This is a genomic window from Amycolatopsis taiwanensis DSM 45107, assembly GCF_000519205.1.
In the GTDB taxonomy this organism is placed as follows: Bacteria; Actinomycetota; Actinomycetes; order Mycobacteriales; family Pseudonocardiaceae; genus Amycolatopsis_E; species Amycolatopsis_E taiwanensis.
The window spans coordinates 42,892-65,483 of the sequence record NZ_JAFB01000008.1; the positions used below are offsets into that span (position 1 = coordinate 42,892).

Sequence of the window (22,592 nt, forward strand, 5' to 3'; positions counted from 1 at the left end):
TTATCGGGCGAGGCCGCGGGCCAGGTGCATGATCGAGTCCAGGACTTCGGCGCGGGGGCGGTCGGGGTTGAACACCTGCCAGTCGAGCGCGATGACGAGCAGGGTGCCGAACAAGCCGGCCGCCGCGGCCGGGATCTCGATGTCGTCGCGCAGGCGCCCGGCGTCGGCGACGAGCCGCAGCTGCTCCCGCACGATGGAGATGATCTCCTCGCGCAGCAGCGTCAGCGTTTCCCGCCACTGTCCGGCGGTCCGCCACATCTCGCTCACCAGAAGCTGGGAGAATCCGCGGTATTCGGCGATGAAGGCCAGCCCGGCGTCCACCATGGACTCCAGCGCGGCGACGGGGTCCGGCTCGCCGGCCACCGCTCGCAGCCGGTCCGCGAGCTGGCCGACCCCGTAACGCAGCAGGGCGTCGATCAGCCCGTCCTTGCTGCCGAAGTTGTAGTACACGGTGCCCTTGGCGACGCCCGCCTCCGCGGCGATCTCGTCCACGGTGATCCCGACCAGGCCACGGCTGCCGGCCAGCCGAAGCGTCGCCTCGAACAGTTTCTGTTTGCTGGTCACAGGCTCAGCTCCGGCTTCAGCTTCGACATCGTCCAGACCCGTTGTTTCCGTGCGGCGAACGAGGAAACCGCGAGAGCTCCGGCGAGATACGCGCACAACACTACGACATCGGTCAGGCTCTCGAGGGACGCGCCCGCGTAGAGCAGATGCCGCAGCCCGTCCACCACGTAGCCCATCGGCAACAGAAGATGCAGCGGGTACAACGCGTCGGGCAGGGTCTGCCACGGAAAGGTGCCACCCGCGCTGACCAGTTGCAGCACCAGCAGCACCAAGGCGAGGAACTTCCCCACGGCGCCGAACATCGCGTTGAGCGCGTGCACGATCGCGGTGAAGGTGAGCGAAGCGAGCACGGCGAAACCGAGGGCGCCCAAGGGATGCGCGACGTGGATGCCGACCAGCCACGTGACCGCGCCGAACAGCACGAGCACCTGCACGGCGCCGAGTAGCGCCGCGGCCAGCCAGCCGCCCACCGCCACCCGCACCGGCGCGACCCCGGCGGCGAGCGCGCGCGTGGACAGCGGGCGCAGCACCAGGAACAGCACGAACGCTCCGATCCAGGTGGCCAGGGCGAGGAAGAACGGTGCCAGGCCCGCGCCGTAGGTGTCCGCGCTGGCGAGCCCGGCGTTGTCGACGGTGACCGGATCGGCGATGGTGTCGGCGGTCGCCGTGCGGGCCGAGTCGCTGGGATCCGGGATCTGCCGCAGGCCTTCGTCGAGCCCGTCGCGCAACTGTGTGGCGCCCTTCGACAACGCCGTTGTGCCGTCAAGGGCGGTCTTCGCGCCGTCTTTCAGCTTTGTCGCGCCCGCGGTCAGGGCGTTCGCACCGTCCGAAGCCTGCCCTATGCCGTTGGTGAGCGCTGGTGCTGAAGCGGCGAGCGTGGCCGCGCCGTCGGCGACCTGGCGGGACCCGGTCGCGAGCTGGTTGAGCTGGGCCGTGGTGCTCTGGATTCGCGAACCGGCGGAATCGAGTGGCGCGCGCAGGTCGGCGACCGCCGCGAGCACCTGCTGGACCTCGGCCTCGGGCAGCCCCTTGGCGCGAAGTTGTTGCGCCAGTTGGCCGTTGGCGTCGCCGAGGGTGTTCCGCAGGTCCTTCGCGCTGTTCGCGAGGGTGTTAGCGGCCGCGGCGATCTGCGCATTGCCCGCTGCGACCTGTGATGCGCCGTCGGACAGGGCCTTGGTGTTCTGCGGCAGGGTGGCGACGCTGTTCTTCAGCGTCTTCAGTCCCGCAGCGAGGTCGTCGCCGCCGGTGGCCAGTCGCCCGGCGCCGTCGGCGAGCTCCCGCTGCCCGGTGACCAGCCGTCCCGCGCCGTCGGCGAGTGCCGACGCACCGTCGGCCGCCTCCTGGGTCTTGCCGTAGATGGTGGAGAACCCGATCAGAAACCGGTTGGCGGCCTCCTGCCCGACCTTTTCCGCGATGGTGGCGCGGATTTGCTCGGCGACCTGGTTGGCAATGGTGTGGGCCAGGTAGTTGGTGGCGTCGTTCGTGGTGAGCCGGATGGTGGCCTGCTGGGGCGTGAAGCTCCCGCTGGACAGCAGCGCGGCGGAGAAGTCCGGCGGAATGGTGATCGCGAAGGAGTATTCGCCGCTGCTGACACCTTCGTGCGCCGCTTCGGCGGAGACCTCGTGCCACTGGAAGGTGCCCGACGAGATCGCGGCATCGGTTACTTCCCGGCCCACATTGCGGTCGTCCGATCCGGAGTCGGAGTTCACCAGCGCGGCGGGCAGCTTGCTCAGCCGGCCGTAGGGGTCGAAGTTGGCGTACAGGTAGAACGAGGCGTAAAGCAGCGGAACCAACACGAGCGCGACGACGGCGAGCTTGGGCAGCTTGCCCGCGGTCAGCCTGCGCAGTTCGGTGGCGGCGATCCGGAAACTGGTCACGAGTGGTCTTCTCCTCCCAGGCGCACCGGCACGGACGGCAGCGCGTCAAGCGGGGTGGTCGCGGTCAGCACGACCACGGCCAGGCCCCGCCCGGCGTGCTCGTGCGCGGGCCCGGCCCAGCTGGTGACGTCGCTCGTGTGCCGGTCGGGCCGGTCGAGCACGAGCATCCGCACCCCGCGCCGGGCCGCGGCCAGGTCGGTGAGCAGGCGGGTCCGCACGGCGGGTTCGAGGTTTTCCCAACGCGCCGAGGCCAGGCCCGCGACGTCGTGCTCGGTCAGCCAGCGGGCGACCTCCGCCCGGCCGGCGCGCCGGCCGGCGAGTGCGAGCTCGTCGCCGACGACCACGCGGACGGGGAGCGCTTCGTCGGGTTCGCTGATCCCGGGTGCGTCCACGATCGCGGTCATGGCGCGGAGTTTCGCCGCGGCGGTGTCGCCGTCCAGGGTCACGACACCGGTGGCTGGCCGCATCCGGCCGGTCAGCGCCAGCCCGAACGCGGTGACGGCGGGCCCGGGCTCGCCGTGCACGATCACCAGGTCTCCGGCCTCGACGGTCAGCGAGGTCGGTGGCAGCACCGTGCCGTGCGGCCCCTTGACGCACACCCGGTCGGCTCGGACTTTCACGACGGGCCCCCTTTTGCACTGACTGGTCAGTACAAAAGATACCGCCGCGGCTACCCGGGCGCATCATGGGGTCGATCTCAGCGCAGCGCGGAAGCGGGCCGCGTCTCCCAGTAGGTCCACAATGGACGATAGCCCTGGCGTGGCCAGAACACCGAGGCCAGCGGGTTGGCCGGGTGGTAGTACAGATACGTGCCGGTGGCGCCCATGCGGTGGAACTCGCGGTGCACCACGCCCATCAGCGCCCGGCCCACCCCGCGCCCCCGCGATCGGCGCTCGGTCGCCACGTTGTTCACATATCCCCAGTTCCCCGGCGGCAGCAGTTCCGCGGCCCAGGTCCCGGGCGCCGAGTTCACCCACCCGCAGTCGGCCATGGCCACCGTCACACCGTCCACTTCGGCCAGCCAGACCGGCGCGCCGGCCGCGAGGTTGCGGCGCAGTTGCGGGGCAAGGAGCTTCTCGGGGTCCGGCCTGCCGTGGGCGACCAGGCCCGTGTACGCGAACGTCTGCGCCGTCAGTGCGAGGAGTTCCTCGAAGTCCTTTTCCGTGGCGCGACGCACGGACGGCCCGTTCCCGGGGTCTTCCGGTGGTGGCTCGGTGCGCAGGGCGAGTACCGAGATCGGAATCATTCCGTGATCGAGGAAGGCGCGGATGGCCTCGGCGTCGCGGCTGGGCCAGGTGACTGTGCAGGCGGAGTCGGGGCCGGGGGACTCCGCGTCCATCCGGTGTCGCCAGGCGCGCAGCAGCGCGTCCATGCCACCGGTGCCGGTCCCGCCGATGTAGGGGAACAGTTGCCACACCTGCGCGGCCGACCACAGCAGATCCAGCGAGTCGGGCTGGTGCGTGTGGACCTGCAGCGTCGCGGCCACCTGGTCGCCGCGCGCGGTGGCGGCGACCAGCGTCTCGCCCTCGGGCGGCCCGGGGGGCTCGGGCACCAGCGGGTCCACCGCCGCGAACCGGGCGCGGTGCGCGGCGAGCAGCTGGGCCCCGATCGTCACGAGTGGCTCCGTGGAGATCGCGGTCCCTTCACGCCGGGAAGGCGGGACACGAGGCTGCTCACGCACCACCGTCCGGCGCGCGCGTCGAGAAGATCGCGGTCCCCGGGAAGAGCTTGCCGCGCAACGGGCTCCACTGCCCCCACACCCGCGTGTGCCCTTCCGGCCACTCGGGTTCGACCAGGTCCACCAGCCGGAATCCGGTGGCGGCCAGTGCCCGCACGTAATCGCCCAGGGTGCGGTGGTACTCCACGTAGGTGGCCCGGCCGGCCGCGTCGACCTCCACGTACGGGGTGCGGTCGAAATAGGGCTGGGTCGCGGTGAGGCCGTTCGGGCCGGGATCGTCCGGGAAGATCCACCGCATCGGGTGGGTCACCGCGAACACCCACCGCCCGCCCGGCCGTAGCACTCGGCGCACCTCGGCGAAGACGGTCTCGATCGACGCGACGAAGGGCAGCGCGCCGAAGGCCGAGAAGGCCATGTCCACGGTCGCCGTGCCGAGCGGAAGCTGTTCGGCGGTCGCCTGGAGCAGCGGAATATCCCGGCCGGTACGTGCGTTGGCCCGCTTGCCATGACGCAACATCCCAGCGGAGAGGTCGAGGCCGATCGGGCGCGCGCCCGCGGCGGCGAGCCAGCGTGCGCACGGGGCATGCCCGCACCCGACTTCGAGCACCCGGCGGCCCCGCACCTCGCCGAGCAGCCCGGCGTCGGCCTCCCGCAGCCCTTCGGGGCACCACACGAAGTCGGCGTCGCCCAGGAAGTCGCCGTGTTCGGCCTGGTAGTCGTCAGCGTCGGCGTCCCACCAGGCAAGGTTCGCCGTGGTGGCCTCCCGGGCGTCCACCGGCCGGTGCGCGATGCCCACCGTGCCGAGTCTCTGCTCGGCCGAGGAGTGCCTGTCCTGCTCGGTCACGCACGTATTGTTCCGCAGGCGCGCGAGAAGATCAGGACAGGTGACCCTGTTTGTGTCGCATACACCCAGCCGCGTAAGATACGAGTAGCGCAGTGGGTTCGCGCTACCTTTCCGGCAGAGCTCGAGCCGGGTCACAGGGGTTGCGCACTCGGTGGTGATACTCGGGGCCGGCCGTCGTCACGGACGTTTGCACGGTGTGGCCCGCCGTCTCTCCTTCGCCCGCCGCGCGGACAAACTGCACAATCACTAAACCCCAAGCCGTAACCGGAGCAACCCACCTAATGACCACCGACACCACCACCGTCCCGACGACCGACGCGCAGACCCAGCAGGTCGCTGTCAACGACATCGGGTCGGAGGAAGACTTCCTCGCCGCGATCGACAAGACGATCAAATACTTCAACGACGGGGACATCGTTGAGGGCACCATCGTCAAGGTCGATCGTGACGAGGTGCTGCTCGACATCGGATACAAGACCGAGGGTGTGATCCCCTCGCGTGAGCTGTCGATCAAGCACGATGTCGACCCCGGCGAGGTTGTCAGCGTCGGTGACGAGGTCGAGGCCCTGGTCCTGCAGAAGGAGGACAAGGAAGGCCGCCTGATCCTGTCCAAGAAGCGCGCCCAGTACGAGCGCGCCTGGGGCACGATCGAGGAGCTCAAGGAGAAGGACGAGCCGGTCAAGGGCACCGTCATCGAGGTCGTCAAGGGCGGCCTGATCCTCGACATCGGCCTGCGCGGCTTCCTCCCCGCGTCGCTGGTGGAGATGCGTCGCGTGCGCGACCTGCAGCCCTACGTCGGCCGCGAGCTCGAGGCGAAGATCATCGAGCTGGACAAGAACCGCAACAACGTGGTGCTGTCCCGCCGGGCCTACCTGGAGCAGACCCAGTCCGAGGTGCGCAGCGAGTTCCTCAACGCGCTGGCCAAGGGCCAGGTGCGCAAGGGCGTCGTCTCCTCGATCGTCAACTTCGGCGCCTTCGTCGACCTTGGCGGGGTCGACGGCCTGGTGCACGTCTCCGAGCTGTCCTGGAAGCACATCGACCACCCGAGCGAGGTCGTCGAGGTCGGCCAGGAGGTCACCGTCGAGGTGCTCGACGTGGACATGGACCGCGAGCGCGTGTCCCTGTCGCTGAAGGCCACCCAGGAAGACCCGTGGCGCCAGTTCGCCCGTACCCACGCGATCGGCCAGATCGTGCCGGGCAAGGTCACCAAGCTCGTCCCGTTCGGCGCGTTCGTCCGCGTCGAGGAGGGCATCGAGGGCCTGGTGCACATCTCCGAGCTGGCCGAGCGCCACGTGGAGATCCCGGAGCAGGTCGTCCAGGTCGGCGGCGAGGTGATGGTCAAGGTCATCGACATCGACCTGGAGCGTCGCCGGATCTCGCTGTCGCTCAAGCAGGCGAACGAGGGTGTCACCTCGGAAACCGAGTTCGACCCGACCCAGTACGGCATGGCCGCCGAGTACGACGACCAGGGCAACTACATCTACCCCGAAGGCTTCGACCCCGACACGAACGAGTGGCAGGAAGGCTTCGACAAGCAGCGTGAGGAGTGGGAGCGCCAGTACGCCGAGGCGCTCGCCCGCTACGAGGCGCACATGCGTCAGGTCGCCAAGGCCGCGGAGGCCGACGCCGCCGCCGCGGCGGACGCCGCGACCGGTGTCGAGGGTGGCGAGCAGAACTACAGCTCGACGCAGTCGGACTCCGGTTCGAAGAACAGCGGCGGCACGCTCGCCAGCGACGAGCAGCTCGCGGCTCTCCGCGAGAAGCTGTCCGGCGGGGCGTAAAGCGCGGTTCAGAGGTGGCGAGTGCTCGCGGAAAGCGCTCGCCACCCCTGCGCTTTACGGTGTCCTCTGGGGGCCGAGCCCCCAGACCCCGGCCAGGGGGCGAGCCCCCTGGACCCCCACCGTGGTTGCGTTGGTGAAGTCCGCGGTGCGTGGGTACGTGTCTGTGGTGGGTCTCATGGCCGGGCGTATGTGGCGAGTGCTCGCGGAGAGCGCTCGCCATTCCTGCGTTTTACGGTGTTTTCTGGGGGCCGAGCCCCCAGACCCCGGCCAGGGGGCGAGCCCCCTGGACCCCCGCCGCGGTTGCGTCGGTCAGGTGTGTGCGCTGGGCATTACGGCCGGGCATGGCTGCGGGCATGATGGCGGGGTGCCGATCGAGTTGGAATTCCGCGGTCGCCGGATCATCCGCGACCGCGCGCTGGTGATGGCGATCGTCAACCGGACGCCGGATTCGTTCTACGACAAGGGAGCGGCCTTCGCCGACGGCGACGCGCTGGCCGCCGTGGACCGCGCGGTGGCCGACGGTGCGGACATCGTGGACGTCGGCGGTGTGAAGGCCGGGCCGGGCAGTGAGGTCGACATCGCCGAGGAGACCCGTCGCGTGGTTCCGTTCGTGGCCGCGATCCGCGAGCGCCACCCCGGGCTGGTGATCAGCGTGGACACCTGGCGGCACGAGGTCGGGCGGCTGGCCTGCGAGGCCGGCGCCGACCTGCTCAACGACACCTGGGCCGGCGCCGATCCGCGGCTGGCGGAGGTGGCGGCCGAGTTCGGCACCGGCTACGTGTGCTCGCACACCGGGGGAGCCGTGCCGCGCACACGCCCCTTCCGGGTGCATTACGACGATCTGGTGCGCGAGGTCGTGGACGAGACGTGTCAGCGGGCCGAGGAAGTGGTCGCGCTCGGTGTCCCGCGCGGCGGAGTGCTGATCGACCCGACGCACGACTTCGGCAAGAACACCTGGCACAGCCTGGCCTTGCTGCGCCACGCCGGCAAGTTGGTGGCTACCGGCTGGCCGGTGCTGATGGCGCTGTCCAACAAGGACTTCATCGGGGAGACCCTGGGGGTGGCGCTGGACGAGCGGTTGGACGGCACGCTGGCCGCGACCGCACTCGCCGCGCGGGACGGCGCGCAGGTCTTCCGGGCGCACGAGGTCCGCCAGACCCGCCGGGTTCTGGAGATGGTGGCGGCCATCGAAGGGACGCGGCCGCCCACACGATCCGTGCGCGGCCTGGCCTGACGGTTCCGGCCCACCGCAAGGCGGCTGCGCCGCTTGGCGAAAGAACCTAGTACCGGTCGTTGCCGTTGAGCCCGTACAGAACTCGTTGCAGGATCTCGGAATCCGACGGGTCGAGCATCGGTTCCGGAATGTACTGGTCGAAGTTCGGCGTCTCGATCCGCTCCGGCTCCACGCCCGGCGGCTGAATCGTCTGCCGCGCCGCCGCCCGGCCCGGCGCCCGCCGGGGCAGCGCCGCGGACAGGCCGGTGCGCAAGGGAAGTTCACACCAGACGTTGCGCCGGCCGCCGGGCATCGTGACCGCGCTGATCGTCCAACCGGGCAGTTCCGGCGGTTCCCCGGGCTGCTGGTCGTCGACCTCGATCACCACGCAGTCGGTGTGCAGCCGCAGGCGGATGGTCAGGAACCGGGGGCGGGACGGCGTCGCGCCGGCGACCGACGACTTCACGATGTGCCGGGTGACGAGCGTGGCGTCCTCGACCATCGGCCGGAGTGACCATTCGACGAGCGCGAAGCGCACGAACATCTCGGCGCAGCTGATGGCACTGGGAAGCGCGACGAGCCGGAGGTCATCGACCTGGGTGGGCTGGGAGATCACGAACGTCCTCCGTTTCACCTGGCTCAGGGCTTGCCGCGAGTGCCCGTATCCTTGCACCTCGTCCGCAGCCGGGCGTGCACTGGGTGTCAAGATAGCGCGCGAGACAGCGTTAGGGCAGTGGTTCGGACGGCCGGGGCCACTCGCTCCGCGCGGACGCGGTTGCTCCATCCGGATAGTGAGATCGCGGCGCGCGGCGTTCCGAAGCGATCAAGCAGCGGCCCGGCGACGCAGATGACACCGACGCCGGACTCCTCCCGTTCCTGCGCGAGGCCGTCCGCGCGTACCTTCGCCAGGTGGCGGCGGAGCAGTCCGGGCGCGGTGATCGTGCGCGGCCCCACCCGGCGCAGACTCGCGGCGATCACCTTGTCCAGCACCGGTTCCGGCGAGAAGGCGAGGATCGCCTTGCCCACCGCGGTGGCGTGCGCCGGGAACCGCCCGCCGATCCGGGACGGCAGGGCCGGCGCATCGGGTCCGCGCACGATGTCCAGGTACACGACTTCCGTTCCCTCCAGAACCGCCAGGTGGACGGTGTTGCGTGTGGCCTCGCGCAGGTCGGCGAGATACGGGCGGGCCGCGTCGACGAGCCCGCGCTGCCGGGTGGCCAGCTGCCCGATTTCGAACAGCTTGAGCCCGAGCCGGAACGTGCCGCCATCGCGTTCCAGCAGACCCTGCGCGGCCAGATGGCCGGCGAGCCGGTGTACGGAGGATTTCGGCACGCCGGTGCGCCGGGCCAGTTCCGACGCGCCGAGCGCCTCGTCACCGGGCCGGAAGGCGGTGAGCAACGCGGTGAGGCGCGTCGCGGTCAATCCCGCCCCGTCCCGCTCAGTGGCACACATGGGTTGAGTGTGCCGGATCATGGCGAGCAGCGTAAGGGCATGAAGAAAGCCACCGCAGCGATCGTGGGGCCGGGCAACATCGGCACCGACCTGCTCGTCAAGCTCCGCCGCAGTGAGCACGTCGACGTGCGTTACATGGTCGGCGTCGACCCGTTGTCCGATGGTCTGGCCCGTGCCCGGAAGCTGGGCGTGGAGGCATCGGCCGAGGGGGTGGACTGGCTGCTCGCCCGCGAGGAGCTGCCGGATCTGGTGTTCGAGGCGACCTCGGCGCGGGCGCACGCGGCGAACGCGCCACGCTACGCCGAAGCGGGCATCCCGGCGATCGACCTGACCCCGGCCGCGATCGGCCCGTTCATCTGCCCGGCCGTGGCCGAACCGGCGGAGCTCAGCGCGCCGAACCTCAACATGATCACCTGTGGCGGGCAGGCCACGATCCCGATCGTCCACGCGGTTTCGCGGGTGACGCCGGTGCCGTACGCGGAAATCGTCGCCTCGGTGTCGTCGCGTTCGGCCGGGCCCGGCACGCGCGCCAACATCGACGAGTTCACCGAGACCACCGCCCGCGGCATCGAACTCGTCGGCGGTGCGGCGAAAGGCAAGGCGATCATCATCATCAATCCGGTCGAGCCGCCGATGATCATGCGGGACACGGTGTTCTGCGCGATCGGCCCGGACGCCGACACCGGTGCGATCACGGATTCGATCGAGCGGATGGTCGCCGAGGTCCGGCGCTACGTCCCCGGCTACACGCTCACGGCCCCGCCCCAGTACGACGATCCGCGGCCCGGCTGGAACGGGCGGGCGCGCGTGGCCGTGTTCCTGGAGGTGGCGGGAAACGGCGACTACCTGCCGCCCTACGCGGGCAACCTGGACATCATGACCGCCGCCGCGTCGCGGGTCGGCGACCTACTCGCAGCGCACACCACGAGGGCGGAGGCGCTCTCGTGAGTCGTTCTGTGTCAAGCCGCGGCTCTCAGGCCGACCCGATCGCGCTCGCGCGCAAACTCGCGAAGGAGAAGGCATGAGCTGGGACGGCATCGAGCGGGAAGTCCGGATCGTGGACACGACCCTGCGCGACGGCAGTCATGCCATGGCGCATCAGTTCACCGAGGAGAACGTGCGCGACACGGTGCGCGCGCTGGATGCCGCCGGCGTCTCGTTGATCGAGGTCACGCACGGGGACGGGCTCGGCGGGTCGACGTTCAACTACGGCTTTTCCCTGGTGGACGAACGGAAGCTGATCGCGGCGGCGGTCGACGAGGCGAAGCGGGCGAAGATCGCCGTGCTGCTGCTGCCCGGGCTGGGCACGGTCACGGACCTGAAGGCGGCCGCGGATCTCGGCGCGGGCGCGGTGCGGATCGCCACCCACTGCACCGAAGCCGACGTGTCCATCCAGCACTTCACCGAGGCCCGCGGGCTCGGCCTGGAAACGGTGGGTTTCCTGATGCTGGCGCACATGTCCGCGCCAGAGGCACTGGCCAAGCAGGCCAGGATCATGGCCGACGCCGGGTGCCAATGTGTGTACATTGTGGACTCCGCGGGCGCATTGATCCTCGAGGACGCTTCGGACCGCGTCGCCGCGCTCACCGCGGAACTCGGCGACGAGGTGCAGGTCGGCTACCACGGGCACCAGAACCTGAGCTTCGGCGTGGCCAACTCGGTGCTTGCCTACCGGGCCGGCGCCCGGCAGATCGACGGCTCGCTGATGGCACTGGGCGCGGGCGCGGGGAACTCGCCGACGGAGGTGCTCGCGGCGGTCTTCGACCGGCTCGGGGTGAAGACCGGGGTCGACAAGGACATCCTGATGGATGCCGCGGAGAACGTCGTCCGCCGCTACCTCACGCGGCTTCCGGTCATGGATCGCTCGTCGATCGTGCAGGGCTACGCCGGCGTGTATTCGAGCTTCCTGCTGCACGCCGAGCGTGCCGCGGAACGCTACGGCGTGCCCGCACACGAGATTCTTTACCAGGTCGGCAAAAAGCGGTACGTCGGCGGGCAGGAGGACATGATCATCGACATCGCCGTGCGGCTCGCCGCGGAACGGGCGGGCTGAGTTCAGCTGAGCAGTTCGACGCAGTGGGAGATGAGGCGGTCGCGGGGCACCGTCAACGCGCCACAGAGGTAGGAGGTGAACAGGTTGGCCAGGGCTCCGACCAGGCTCGTCGCGGTGAGGGTCTGCTCGACCGGGTCCATTCGCGCCGGCAGATGGTCGCGGATGAGCGCGGCGAAGGAGGGCAGCAGCGCGATGCCGCGGGCGGAGAGCGCCGGATCGGTGATCGGTGCGAGCAACAGCACCCGTCCCTTGCGTGGATCGTCCACCATGAGTTCGACGAAGGCGGTCACCGCCGCCTCGGCGCGCTCCCGGGCCGCGCGCCTGGAGTCGGGCACCGCGTCGACGAGCGCCTGGTGTGCCTGGCCGGCCACCCGCTCGTACACCGCGAGCACGAACTCCTCCCGGTCCGCGAAGTTCTCGTAGAAGTAGCGCTCGGTGAGTTTCGCGGACCGACACACCCCACGCACGCTGACGGCCGAACTTCCGGCCGTGCCCAGCAGATCCAGCCCGGCGTCGAGCAGGCGCTCCCGGCGGGCGGCCCTGCGGTCGTGGAGTGTGGTGCCTGCCCAGGTAGACGCGCTCACCATGACCAACCCTTGATTGACTACGGGTGTTGTCAATTGTAACTTGATCAACTAACGGGGCCACCTGCGGCCCCGGCCGCTTCAGGAGGTCCGGCGTGAAACTCGGTTACCACCTCGGCTACTGGTCTTCGGGGCCGCCGGCCGGCGCCGGAGAGGCGGTGCTGGCCGCCGAGGAACTCGGCTTCGACTCGGTCTGGACGGCCGAGGGCTACGGTTCGGACGCGTTCACCCCGCTGGCCTGGTGGGGCGCGGCCACGAACCGGATCAAGCTGGGCACCAACATCGTCCAGATGGCCGCGCGTACGCCCACCGCGGTCGGCATGACCGCGCAGACCCTGGACCATCTCTCCGGCGGCCGGTTCGTGCTTGGCCTCGGTGTTTCCGGCCCGCAGGTCGTGGAAGGCTGGTACGGCCAGCCTTATCCGCGACCGCTCGCGCGCACCCGCGAGTACGTGGAGATCGTGCGCCGGGTGGTCGCGCGAGAGGAGCCGGTGACCTTCGACGGGGAGTTCTTCCGGCTTCCGCTGCCCGGCGGCACCGGCCTGGGCAAGCCACTGAAGTCCACCCTGCACCCCGTGCGTCGCGAGATCCCGATCTACCTCGCCGCCGAGGGGCCGAAGAACGTCGCGCTGTCGGCCGAGATCGGTGACGGCTGGTTGCCGCTGTTCTTCTCACCCAAGGCCGACGAGTTCTACCGGGCCGCGCTCGACGAGGGCTTCGCACGGCCCGGTGCCCGGCGCAAGCCCGCCGACTTCGAGGTGGCCGCCTCGGTGCCGGTGATCGTGCACGACGACGTGGAAGCCGCCGCGAACCTCATCAAGCCCTCGCTGGCGCTCTACATCGGCGGAATGGGCGCCAAGCAGGTCAACTTCCACCACGACGTGTTCGCGCGCCTGGGATACGCCGAGGTCGCCGACCGCGTGCAGGACCTCTACCTGGCCGGCCGCAAGGCCGAGGCGGCTGCCGCGATCCCGACCGGCCTGGTGGAGGACACCTCGCTGATCGGCCCGCCCGCCAAGATCCGTGCGGAGCTGTCCCGGTGGGAGGAAACCGTCGTCACGACCCTGCTGCTGCGGGGCGACGCGCCCACCCTGCGCCGCCTGGCCGAGGTACTCGCCTGATTTTTTTCCTGCCCCGGTGGTGGTGCCGTGGAGTCGAGTGACAGGATTCACCCGCATTCCCCCGGCATATCGCACCGAGGAGGACCAGTGGCCGCGCTCCCGGCTTCGACGAGGTTCGGCTATTCACTCGGCTCCTTCGCGACGGGTGCCTTCGGCACCGTGCCCGGGTTGCTGCTGTTGCCCTACCTGACCGACACGATGGCCGTGCCGGGCGCGGTGGCCGGCGTGATCGTGCTGGTGCCCAAGGCGTGGGACGTCGTGTTCAACCCGTTCGCCGGCCGGCTGTCCGACGCGAGCCTCGCCAAGCGGGGCAGCCGCCGCCGGTTCCTGCTGGCTGGTGGGCTGGGCGTGGCCGTGCTGTTCGCCGCGATCTTCGCGCACCCGGGATTCGGCCGGGTGCCACTCGACGCGGCATACGTGGTGCTCGCGTTTCTCTTGTGCGCCACGGCGTTCGCGTTCTTCCAGGTGCCCTACAACGCGTTGCCCGCCGAGATCACCGATTCCTATGACGAGCGCACGAAGCTGACGAGCTGGCGGATCGGCCTGCTGGCGGTGGCGATCCTGATCTCGGGCGGGGTCGCGCCCGGGATCACGAACGGGGTCGGCGGAATCGCCGGGTACCGCCTGATGGGCATCGCGATGGGGCTGGTCATCCTGGTCGGGACCATCGGGGTGTACCTCGGCACGCGCGGTGCGCCGGTCGGGTCGAGGCGGCCCACCACGGCGGGCTGGCGCGACTTGCTGGCCACCATGCGGCAGTGGCGCTCGTTCCGCTGGCTGCTCGGCGTCTACTTCGTGCAGTCGCTCGGCCTGGGCACCCTGCTGGCCGGGGTCAGCTACGCGGCACGGTACGTGTTCGGCGATGCGGGCCTGCAGTCCGCCCTGTTCGTCGGGTTCGTCGGGCCGGCACTGGTGATGATGCCGGTGTGGCCGCGGATCGGCGCGAAATGGGGGAAGCTGTGGGGCTTCCGCTTCGCGTGCATCTCGTTCGCCGTGGGCGCCCTCGGCCTGCTGGCCACGCAGGTGGTCCCGCTGGCGGTGGCGTTCGTCTTCGTGGCGCTGGCCGGCGTCGGCTACGCGGGCATCCAGGTGTTCCCGCTGGCCATCCTGCCCGACCTGATCAGCGCGGAGGAGGAGCGCACCGGGGCCACCCGTGCCGGGGTCGCGGCCGGCGTGTGGACGGCGTCGGAGACCCTCGGGCTGGCGCTCGGTCCCGGCCTGTTCGGGCTGGTGTTGTCCCTCGGTGGCTACGTGTCCTCTGTGGACGCTTCGGCCGCGCAGCCGGGCAGCGCGGTGACCGCGATCGCGATCGGTTTCGCGCTCATGCCGGCGGTGCTGGTGGCGGCCGGCATCCCGCTGCTGCGGCGTTCGATGCTCGACGACCAGCCGAGGCCCTTCGCCGGGTGAACACCCGCCCGCCCGGGCTGACGCGACGGCGGGCCGCCGGGCATGCTTGACCCCATGCCTGCGCCGGAGAACCACTATCTCGTCGGACTCGATCTCACCGGCCGCCGCGTGGTGCTGGTCGGCGGCGGCACCGTCGCCCAGCGCAGGCTGCCTCGCCTGCTGGCCGCGGGTGCCGCGGTCGAGCTGATCTCACCGGAGACCACGCCCGCGGTGAGCGCGATGGCCGGCGCGGGCGAGCTGGTGTGGCACCGGCGCGGGTACGCCGAGGGGGACCTGGAAGGAGCCTGGTACGCGTTGGCCTGCACCGACGACCCTGAGGTGAACGCCGCGGTGTCGGCCGAGGCGGAACGCCGGCGGGTGTTCTGCGTCCGGGCGGACGCCGGCGTGCGCGGCTCCGCCGTGACCGCCGCGGTCGGCCGCCACGACACGCTGATGGTCGGGGTGCTCTCCGGCGGCGAGCCGTTGCGTTCGGCCGCCGTCCGGGACGCCATCGTCGAGGCCCTGCATGCCGGCCGCATCGCCGACCGCCCGGGGCCCGGCGAGCTCGGCGAGCTGCCCGGCGTGGCGCTGGTCGGTGGCGGGCCCGGCGACCCGGAGCTGATCACGGTGAAGGGGCGGCGGCTGCTGGCCCGCGCGGACGTGGTCGTGGCCGACCGGCTGGCGCCGCGCGAGCTGCTCGACGAGCTGCCCGCCGGGGTGGAGGTGATCGACGCGGCCAAGATCCCCTACGGTCGCGCCGCCAGCCAGGAAGTGATCAACAGCGCACTGATCGAGAACGCCAAGGCCGGCAAGTTCGTCGTGCGGCTCAAGGGCGGCGACCCCTACGTTTTCGGCCGCGGTTTCGAGGAGTTGCTGGCCTGCGTCGAGGCGGGAGTGCCGGTGACCATGGTGCCGGGCATCACGAGCGCCTTCGCGGCGGCGGCCATGGCCGACGTGCCGGCCACGCACCGTGGCGTCGCGCACGAGGTGGTGGTGGTCTCCGGCCACGTCGCGCCGGGGGAGCCGACGTCACTGGTCGACTGGGACGCGCTCGGCCGCCTGCGCGGCACGATCGTGCTGCTGATGGGAGTGGAGCGGCTCGCGCTGTTCGCCGGTGCGCTACTGGCGGCCGGCCGCCCCGCCGACACCCCGGTGGCGATCGTCGAGCGGGCGACCACGCCGGCCCAGCGGGTAACGAGGTCCACATTGGACTCCGTGGCGGCCGAGGCGGAGGCCGCCGGGGTGCGCCCACCCGCGGTCGTGGTGATCGGGCCGGTCGCCGCGCTCGCGCCGATGCGCGAGGATGGCGGCCAGACTGCTGGAGGGTCATTCGAAACGGGAGGTGAGCACGCGTGGTGACAGAGGACAACTCTGGGCCTGGTGAGGGCTCCGCCCCCACACCCCCGACTGGGGGCAAGCCCCCAGACCCCCTGCGTGGGCGGGGAGGCAGGCCGCCGACGTCGTCAACCGGCAGCCGAGGAGAAGAAGTCACGGCCGGGCTACCCGAACACGTTCTGAACAACCCTGCGGGTTTCGTCGCGTTCAAGGTGGAGCAGACCGAGCAGGTGGCGGAGGTGACGCTGCTGGGGCCGGGCAAGGGCAACGCCATGGGCCCGGACTTCTGGCGCGAGCTGCCGGTCGTGTTCGGCGCGCTCGACGCCGACCCCGAGGTCAGGGCGATCGTGCTGACGGGTGGCGGACAGCATTTCTCCTACGGCCTAGACCTGCCCGCGATGATGCCGGCCTGGGCGCCGCTGCTGGGCGGGGACGCGCTGGCCGCACCGCGCACCGCGTTCCTCCAGGAGCTGCGCAAGCTCCAGGACGGGGTGAGCGCGGTCGCGGCCACGCGGAAACCGGTGATCGCGGCCGTTTCCGGCTGGTGCATCGGCGGGGGAGTGGACCTGATCAGCGCCGCGGACGTCCGGCTGGCCAGTGCGGATGCCCGCTTCAGCGTGCGGGAGACCAGGGTCGCGATCGTCGCCGACCTCGGCAGCCTGCAGCGGCTGGCGGGCATCATCGGTGACGGTCACCTGCGCGAGCTGGCGCTGACCGGCAAGGACATCGACGCGGCACGGGCGGAGAAGATCGGGCTGGTCAACGACGTCCTCCCGGACCAGGAGTCCGTGCTGGCGGCCGCCCGGGCGATGGCGGCGGAGATCGCGGCGAACCCGCCGCTGACCGTGCAGGGCGTCAAGGAGGTGCTCGCGGTCGCGACCGAGCAGCGCATCGCCGAGGGGCTGCGGTACGTCGCCGCGTGGAACGCCGCGTTCCTGCCCAGCAAGGATCTCGCCGAAGCCATGCAGGCCTTCGTCGAACGCCGGAAGCCGGAGTTCCGGGGGGAGTAGCCGAACCGGGTGCGCCTCGGGCAGGATCGCCGAAGATCTCGGTGAGGAAAGGATTTCAGGTGAGCAACGACGCTTTCCGTCAGGCACGTGACTACCTGCTCGCGCACCGCGAGGACTACCAGAGGGCATACCGCGACTTCGGCTGGCCCGAGCTCACGGAGTTCAACTGGGCCCTCGACTGGTTCGACGTGATCGCCCGCGATCCCGCCAACGCCCGGCGGGACGCATTGTGGATCGTCGAGGAGGACGGTTCGGAAGGCCGGTGGACCTACCCCGAGCTCTCGGCCCGCTCGAACCGGGTCGCGAACTGGCTGCGCGGCCTGGGTGTGCGCCGCGGCGACCGGCTGATCCTGATGCTGGGCAACCAGGTCGAACTGTGGGAGACCATCCTGGCCGCGATCAAGCTCGGCGCGGTGCTCATCCCGGCGTCCACTTTGCTCGGTCCGGCCGATCTCCGCGACCGGGTGGACCGCGGCGCGGCACGGCACGTCGTGATCCGGTCGGCCGACGTGGCCAAGTTCGCCAACGTGCCCGGCGAATACACGCGAATCGCGGTGGGCGAGAAGGCCGGCGGGTGGCACGATTTCGCCGACGCCTACACCGAATCCGAAGAATTCTCCCCGGACGGCCCGACCGCGGCGAGCGACCCACTGCTGCTGTACTTCACCTCCGGCACCACGGCACAGCCGAAACTGGTGCAGCACACGCACATCTCCTACCCGGTCGGGCATCTGTCCACAATGTACTGGATCGGGTTGGAGCCGGGCGACGTGCACCTCAACATCTCGTCGCCGGGCTGGGCGAAACACGCCTGGAGCAACGTTTTCGCCCCGTGGAACGCCGAGGCGACGGTATTCCTGTACAACTACACGCGATTCGACGCGAACGCGCTGATGTCGCAGTTGGACCGGTGCGGCATCACCAGTTTCTGTGCGCCGCCGACGGTGTGGCGGATGCTGATCCAGGCGGATCTGTCCACGCTGAAGAAGCCGCCGCGAAAGGTCGTCGGAGCGGGAGAGCCGCTCAATCCCGAGGTGATCGACCAGGTGCGCAAGGCCTGGGGCGTCACCATCCGGGACGGGTTCGGCCAGACCGAGACCAGTGTGCAGATCGCGAACACCCCGGGCCAGCCGGTCAAGCCGGGCTCCATGGGGCGTCCCCTGCCCGGTTTCACCGTGACCCTGCTCGATCCGGTCACCGGCGAGCCCGCGCGGGAGGGCGAGATCTGCCTCGACCTGTCGCGACGGCCGGTGGGGCTGATGGCCGGCTACGCCGGTGACGCCGAGCGGACCGACCGGGCGTTCGCCGACGGCTATTACCACACCGGCGACGTGGGCACGATCGACGACGACGGTTACATCACCTACGTCGGCCGCACCGACGACGTCTTCAAGGCATCGGACTACCGCATCTCGCCGTTCGAGCTGGAGAGCGTGCTGCTCGAGCACGAGGCCGTCGCGGAGGCGGCGGTGGTGCCCGCGCCCGACGAGATCCGGCTCGCCGTGCCGAAGGCGTACGTCGTGCTCGCCGCCGGCTACCGGCCCGGACCGGAGGTCGCGGAGAGCATTCTCTCCTTCTCCCGCGAGAACCTGGCTGCCTACAAGCGAATCCGGCGCCTGGAGTTCACCGACCTGCCGAAGACGATCTCGGGCAAGATCCGCCGTGTCGAGCTGCGTGCGAAGGAGCAGGCCGCGACGACCCGTTCGGAGGGCGAGTACCGCGAGGAGGACTTTCCCGGCCTGAAGCGCTGAACCGCGGGGCGTCAGCCGGGGTTGCTGATGATCTCGCGGTCGTCCTCCGTGGAGCAGTTGGCCGCCAGTGGCGCGCCGGGGTCGCTGCCGCAGGTCCACGGGCCGAGCGCGAGCGGACCGGCGCCGTCGGGGTTGACGAGATCGGCCGGGGTGAGCCGCGCGAAGTACTGCGTCAGGAGCGTCTTGGCCTCGTCACAGGCGACCGTGCGGCCCTGGACGGAAACCCGGGCCGGGCCGCGCGGTCCGGTGACCGTGCCGCACGGGACGGGGGCGGCCGACGGGCTGGCCACCTCCGCCGCCTGGGAGGGGATCGGTGCTCCCGGTGCGGTCTGGGTTCCGCACGCGCCGAGCACGAGCGCGCAGGCGGCCACGGGGCCGAGCAAGCGTTGGCGCTTCATGAAGTTTTCCTCGTCGGGACTGGAGTCATCAGGGGACAACGCGGGCGTGAATCGTCTTTTGCTGGTTGTTGCACGTGGTGTGTGCGCCGCCCCGCGGGTCCGGCGCGCACACCAGGCTCTGGACCGACATGCTCACCATGCCGCCGGAGAGCCGGCCGACGACCCACGCCGGGAGCTCGCGGATCAGCCGTTCCGCTTCGGCGCAGTCGACGCCGCTGGCGGAGAGGTCCACCACCTGCAGGTTCAGGCCGTTCTGCGCGTGGAAAGTACCGCAGCTTCCCTCCGCTGGTGTGTTCGGAGCGCCCTGAATCGGCGGATCGGGTGACTGTGCGCCGCCGATTTCCGGCTGGTGGGTGACCGGCGGCGGCGCGGCGACCGGGGCCGACGCTGGGCCGGTGCCGGTGCCGGTGCCGGTGCCGGCCCCGGGAACCGCCACGGAGCAACCGCTCACCACGGTGGCGACGGCGACCGCGCCCATGGCGGCCACTGGCAAGGCGCTCTTCCGCAAGCCCATCTCTGGAATCTCCCTCGACGTCGGGCGTGGCGGCCCGTCGTGGTCACGGACCGAGGCGGGTCCATTCTGGACAGTCACGATGGTGGGCTGCTCACACCGAGCAGGTGAAATCTTGCGAAATCGTTAACATTTCGAGGTTGACGGCCGAAAACCAAAGCGATGAGTACTGCCGACGACACCTCCGCTGATACCGGCACCCTGCCGCCGACCACACCGTTCACCGTGGTGTGGAGCCAGGGTCACCCATACGTGCTCGACACCGCCACCGGCGAGTCCCGCTGGATCGGCGCCGACGACCGCGGACGCCCCATTTCCCTTACCCATGCCGACCTGCAGCGTCGAGGCTGGAGCCTGCGCCCTGCCGGTTAGGGTTACGGGGTGAGTAGCCCTGCGCCGAGCCGCGGCAACCAAGGTGACCACCACGCGCGCCCCGTCGACACGACCGCGCGCGAACTCGCGGGGGAGCACGCGTGAGCGAGCCCCGCATCGAGCAGGCGCAGCCGTCGCTGCTGAAGCAGGCGCTGACCGTGCCGAACATCCTGTCGCTGCTTCGCCTGGCCGGCGTGCCGGTGTTCCTGTGGCTGCTGCTCGGTCCCCGCGAAGACGGCTGGGCGCTGGCGCTACTGGTCTTCAGCGCGCTGACCGACTGGCTGGACGGAAAGCTCGCCCGCTGGCTGGGGCAGGAGAGCCGGCTCGGCCAGCTCCTCGACCCGGCCGCCGACCGGCTCTACATCCTGGCGACCCTGGCCGCGTTCCTGGTCCGCGGGATCATGCCGTGGTGGCTGGTCGTCCCGCTGGTGCTGCGCGAGCTGATCGTCGGGGTGTGCATCCTCGTGTTGCGGCGCAACGGGTTCGCCCCGCCCGAGGTGACCTACATCGGCAAGGCGGCGACCTTCGTGCTGATGTATGCCTTCCCGTTCCTGCTGCTCACCCAGGACGGTGGCCTCGTGGCGACGATCGCGCGGCCGATCGCCTACGCGTTCACCACCTGGGGCTGGCTGCTCTACCTGTGGTCGGGTGCGCTGTATGTGATCCAGGCCGTCCGTGCCGTCCAGGGTGTCCGTTCCGGCGGCCCCGCAGTGCGGCCCGGGACGCATCTGTAAGACTTCGCGTTGGCAGTCGGAGAGCGGAAAGGGGAACGCGGTGTCCACTCCAGAAGAGCTGCGGTACACCGAGGAACACGAGTGGGTCGCGACCGGCTCCGGTGACACGGTCCGGGTCGGCATCACCGAGTACGCGCAAGACCAGCTCGGCGACGTGGTGTTCGTCGAGTTGCCCGAGGCAGGCAAGCGGCTGACCGCGGGTGAGACGTTCGGCGAGGTCGAGTCGACCAAGAGCGTGTCCGAGCTGTACGCACCGGTGGACGGTGAGGTGACCGCGGTCAACGGGGCCGTCGCCGACTCGCCGGAACTGATCAACAGCGACCCCTACGGCGAGGGCTGGCTGATCGAGGTCAGGGTCGACGACCCGGCCGGCCTGGAGGGCCTGCTCGATGCGGAGGCCTACCAGCGCCTGATCGGCCAGTGAAAGCGCTCGGCGTGGTCGGTATCACGGCGGGTGCCGGAAAGTCCGACATGGGGAGCCCTTCCGGTTGAATCGATCAGGCACGGTACGTTGACAGCACACATTCAGAGGTAGACGGATTACTTCAGCGGTGAGGAGAGCTCAGGTGAGCACGAACGACGGGCCCGGCGTTCCCCCGGAGCAGTCTCCGGAGAAGACCTCGGTCTTCCGGGCCGACTTCCTGGCGGAGTCCGAGGGACAGGAGCCGCCGGCACCCGAGCCTTCGGTCGCCGGCGTCGATGCGCTGCCGGCCGGGTCGGCACTGCTGGTCGTCAAGCGGGGCCCCAACGCGGGTTCCCGGTTCTTGCTCGACCGCGATACCACGAGCGCGGGCCGGCATCCGGACAGCGACATCTTCCTCGACGACGTCACGGTTTCCCGGCGGCACGCGGAATTCCGGCGCGAGGGCGGCGAATTCGTCGTGATCGACGTCGGCAGCCTCAACGGGACCTACGTCAACCGTGAGCCGGTGGACCAGGCCGTGCTCGCCGGCGGTGACGAGGTGCAGATCGGCAAGTTCCGCCTGGTCTTCCTGACCGGCCCGGGGCACGGGGGTCAGGGGACACGGTGACGGCTGCCGGGCGGCCACAGCGTGATGGGTTGAGCATCGGGGCCGTGCTGGCGCAGTTGCGCGCAGACTTCCCCGATGTCACCATCTCCAAGATCAGGTTCCTCGAGTCTGAGGGCCTGGTGCGGCCCGCCCGGACGCCTTCGGGCTACCGCCAGTTCACCCCGGCGGACGTGGAACGGCTGCGTTTCGTGCTGTCCGCCCAGCGGGACCATTACCTGCCGCTGAAGGTGATCAAGGAACAACTGGACGCCGCCGACCGCGGGAGCGTACCCGCTGAGCTGGTCGCCCGGCGCCTGTCCCGCAAGCTCGTTCCGCTGTCCGAGCCGGTGGCGGGCAGCGGGCCGGACGGGCCGTCCGCCGCGGCGGACTTCGCGCCCGGCCACGAACTCCGGCTGACCCAGGAGGAGTTGCTGGCGCGGGCGGACATCGACCCCGCCACGCTCGCCGAGCTCCAGCAGTACGGGCTCATCCGCCCGGGGCCGGCCGGCTTCTACGACCCGGACGCGGTGCTGATCGCCAAGACGGTCCGGTCGATGACCGACTACGGCATCGAACCGCGGCATCTGCGTGCCTTCCGGGCTTCCGCGGACCGGGAAGTCGGTCTGCTGCAACAGATCGTGACCCCGGTATCCCGCCAGCGGGACGCCGATGCCAAGGCGCGCGCGGAAGAGCTGGCACGGGAGCTGGCCGCGTTGTCGGTGACCTTGCATTCACTGCTGGTCAAGGCGGGTATTCGCGAGGTCGCCGGAGGCGGCTGACGCTGCCGACAGCCAAAGTCGTCGCCAACGACACCATTTCATATCTCTTCCTATCGGCGAAGATGCCGTACGGTGGGTGATGGGTTGCTGGACCAGCGAGTCCCGCGATCCCGGTCAGGACTGCAGGACAAGCGAGCAC

General features: G+C 70.4%; 24 protein-coding genes. 14 read left to right on the forward strand and 10 right to left on the reverse strand.

Features of this window, described 5'->3' with window-relative positions:
* The 5 genes from A3CU_RS0107070 to A3CU_RS0107090 form a co-directional block, all read right to left on the reverse strand.
* Positions 1 to 564, reverse strand: coding sequence for a TetR/AcrR family transcriptional regulator (locus A3CU_RS0107070; RefSeq protein ID WP_027941694.1), 564 nt, complete (start codon positions 562 to 564; stop codon positions 1 to 3).
* Entirely contained in the window at positions 561 to 2,441 is a 1,881-nt protein-coding gene (locus A3CU_RS0107075) for a YhgE/Pip domain-containing protein (RefSeq protein WP_027941695.1), read from the reverse strand. Before A3CU_RS0107075 ends, A3CU_RS0107070 begins: the two co-directional genes overlap by 4 nt.
* Positions 2,438 to 3,061 (reverse strand): ATP-binding cassette domain-containing protein, encoded by a 624-nt coding sequence (locus A3CU_RS0107080; RefSeq protein WP_027941696.1) that lies wholly within the window; start codon positions 3,059 to 3,061, stop codon positions 2,438 to 2,440. The genes A3CU_RS0107075 and A3CU_RS0107080 overlap by 4 nt, the downstream gene beginning before the upstream one ends.
* A gap of 77 nt (positions 3,062 to 3,138) precedes the next feature.
* A complete protein-coding gene (locus A3CU_RS0107085; protein WP_027941697.1) occupies positions 3,139 to 4,056 on the reverse strand; it encodes a GNAT family N-acetyltransferase in 918 nt (305 codons plus the stop codon).
* 58 nt (positions 4,057 to 4,114) lie between these two features.
* Positions 4,115 to 4,963 (reverse strand): class I SAM-dependent methyltransferase, encoded by an 849-nt coding sequence (locus A3CU_RS0107090; RefSeq protein ID WP_156960274.1) that lies wholly within the window; start codon positions 4,961 to 4,963, stop codon positions 4,115 to 4,117.
* A gap of 281 nt (positions 4,964 to 5,244) precedes the next feature.
* Between A3CU_RS0107090 and rpsA the strand changes: the two genes are divergently transcribed.
* On the forward strand, positions 5,245 to 6,744 hold the full coding sequence (gene rpsA / locus A3CU_RS0107095) for a 30S ribosomal protein S1 (RefSeq protein WP_027941699.1): 1,500 nt from the start codon (positions 5,245 to 5,247) through the stop codon (positions 6,742 to 6,744).
* Between the two features lie 421 nt (positions 6,745 to 7,165).
* The gene (folP, locus tag A3CU_RS0107100; RefSeq protein ID WP_052371550.1) at positions 7,166 to 7,978 is read left to right on the forward strand and encodes a dihydropteroate synthase; all 813 of its coding nucleotides are present in this window, start codon (positions 7,166 to 7,168) and stop codon (positions 7,976 to 7,978) included.
* 46 nt (positions 7,979 to 8,024) lie between these two features.
* Here the strand turns inward: folP and A3CU_RS0107105 are convergent, their stop codons facing one another.
* Entirely contained in the window at positions 8,025 to 8,573 is a 549-nt protein-coding gene (locus A3CU_RS0107105; RefSeq protein WP_027941701.1) for a hypothetical protein, read from the reverse strand.
* 86 nt (positions 8,574 to 8,659) lie between these two features.
* On the reverse strand, positions 8,660 to 9,409 hold the full coding sequence (locus A3CU_RS0107110; RefSeq protein WP_027941702.1) for an IclR family transcriptional regulator: 750 nt from the start codon (positions 9,407 to 9,409) through the stop codon (positions 8,660 to 8,662).
* 39 nt (positions 9,410 to 9,448) lie between these two features.
* Here A3CU_RS0107110 and A3CU_RS0107115 point away from each other — a divergent pair, with 39 nt between their 5' ends.
* Both A3CU_RS0107115 and dmpG read left to right on the forward strand, forming a co-directional pair.
* Complete coding sequence (locus tag A3CU_RS0107115) at positions 9,449 to 10,357, forward strand: acetaldehyde dehydrogenase (acetylating) (RefSeq protein WP_027941703.1); 909 nt, start codon at positions 9,449 to 9,451, stop codon at positions 10,355 to 10,357.
* Positions 10,358 to 10,430: 73 nt separating this feature from the next.
* Positions 10,431 to 11,462, forward strand: coding sequence for a 4-hydroxy-2-oxovalerate aldolase (gene dmpG, locus A3CU_RS0107120; protein WP_027941704.1), 1,032 nt, complete (start codon positions 10,431 to 10,433; stop codon positions 11,460 to 11,462).
* Positions 11,463 to 11,464: 2 nt separating this feature from the next.
* Here dmpG and A3CU_RS0107125 read toward each other — a convergent pair whose 3' ends face one another.
* Positions 11,465 to 12,049 (reverse strand): TetR/AcrR family transcriptional regulator, encoded by a 585-nt coding sequence (locus A3CU_RS0107125; RefSeq protein WP_425388226.1) that lies wholly within the window; start codon positions 12,047 to 12,049, stop codon positions 11,465 to 11,467.
* Positions 12,050 to 12,141: 92 nt separating this feature from the next.
* On the opposite strand from A3CU_RS0107125, the gene A3CU_RS0107130 reads away from it, so the two are divergent.
* The 5 genes from A3CU_RS0107130 (at position 12,142) to A3CU_RS0107150 (ending at position 18,649) form a co-directional block, all read left to right on the forward strand.
* Positions 12,142 to 13,167 (forward strand): LLM class F420-dependent oxidoreductase, encoded by a 1,026-nt coding sequence (locus A3CU_RS0107130; protein WP_027941706.1) that lies wholly within the window; start codon positions 12,142 to 12,144, stop codon positions 13,165 to 13,167.
* Positions 13,168 to 13,254: 87 nt separating this feature from the next.
* Complete coding sequence (locus tag A3CU_RS0107135; protein ID WP_027941707.1) at positions 13,255 to 14,574, forward strand: MFS transporter; 1,320 nt, start codon at positions 13,255 to 13,257, stop codon at positions 14,572 to 14,574.
* Between the two features lie 54 nt (positions 14,575 to 14,628).
* A complete protein-coding gene (gene cobA / locus A3CU_RS43750; protein ID WP_052371519.1) occupies positions 14,629 to 15,912 on the forward strand; it encodes a uroporphyrinogen-III C-methyltransferase in 1,284 nt (427 codons plus the stop codon).
* A 155-nt stretch (positions 15,913 to 16,067) separates the two neighbouring features.
* The gene (locus A3CU_RS0107145) at positions 16,068 to 16,898 is read left to right on the forward strand and encodes a crotonase/enoyl-CoA hydratase family protein (RefSeq protein ID WP_027941708.1); all 831 of its coding nucleotides are present in this window, start codon (positions 16,068 to 16,070) and stop codon (positions 16,896 to 16,898) included.
* Positions 16,899 to 16,957: 59 nt separating this feature from the next.
* Positions 16,958 to 18,649, forward strand: coding sequence for an AMP-binding protein (locus A3CU_RS0107150; protein WP_027941709.1), 1,692 nt, complete (start codon positions 16,958 to 16,960; stop codon positions 18,647 to 18,649).
* An 11-nt stretch (positions 18,650 to 18,660) separates the two neighbouring features.
* Here the strand turns inward: A3CU_RS0107150 and A3CU_RS0107155 are convergent, their stop codons facing one another.
* Together A3CU_RS0107155 and A3CU_RS0107160 are read right to left on the reverse strand one after the other, a co-directional pair.
* Entirely contained in the window at positions 18,661 to 19,047 is a 387-nt protein-coding gene (locus A3CU_RS0107155; protein ID WP_027941710.1) for a hypothetical protein, read from the reverse strand.
* Between the two features lie 28 nt (positions 19,048 to 19,075).
* On the reverse strand, positions 19,076 to 19,561 hold the full coding sequence (locus tag A3CU_RS0107160) for a hypothetical protein (protein WP_027941711.1): 486 nt from the start codon (positions 19,559 to 19,561) through the stop codon (positions 19,076 to 19,078).
* Positions 19,562 to 19,720: 159 nt separating this feature from the next.
* Here A3CU_RS0107160 and A3CU_RS0107165 point away from each other — a divergent pair, with 159 nt between their 5' ends.
* The 5 genes from A3CU_RS0107165 (at position 19,721) to ftsR (ending at position 22,453) form a co-directional block, all read left to right on the forward strand.
* The gene (locus A3CU_RS0107165; RefSeq protein ID WP_027941712.1) at positions 19,721 to 19,930 is read left to right on the forward strand and encodes a hypothetical protein; all 210 of its coding nucleotides are present in this window, start codon (positions 19,721 to 19,723) and stop codon (positions 19,928 to 19,930) included.
* Between the two features lie 101 nt (positions 19,931 to 20,031).
* A complete protein-coding gene (gene clsA, locus A3CU_RS0107170) occupies positions 20,032 to 20,664 on the forward strand; it encodes a cardiolipin synthase ClsA (protein WP_027941713.1) in 633 nt (210 codons plus the stop codon).
* A gap of 40 nt (positions 20,665 to 20,704) precedes the next feature.
* The gene (gene gcvH / locus A3CU_RS0107175; RefSeq protein ID WP_027941714.1) at positions 20,705 to 21,088 is read left to right on the forward strand and encodes a glycine cleavage system protein GcvH; all 384 of its coding nucleotides are present in this window, start codon (positions 20,705 to 20,707) and stop codon (positions 21,086 to 21,088) included.
* A gap of 142 nt (positions 21,089 to 21,230) precedes the next feature.
* Positions 21,231 to 21,695, forward strand: coding sequence for a glycogen accumulation regulator GarA (gene garA / locus A3CU_RS0107180; RefSeq protein WP_027941715.1), 465 nt, complete (start codon positions 21,231 to 21,233; stop codon positions 21,693 to 21,695).
* The gene (gene ftsR, locus A3CU_RS0107185) at positions 21,692 to 22,453 is read left to right on the forward strand and encodes a transcriptional regulator FtsR (protein ID WP_043840739.1); all 762 of its coding nucleotides are present in this window, start codon (positions 21,692 to 21,694) and stop codon (positions 22,451 to 22,453) included. Before garA ends, ftsR begins: the two co-directional genes overlap by 4 nt.
* Positions 22,454 to 22,592 lie beyond the last annotated feature (139 nt).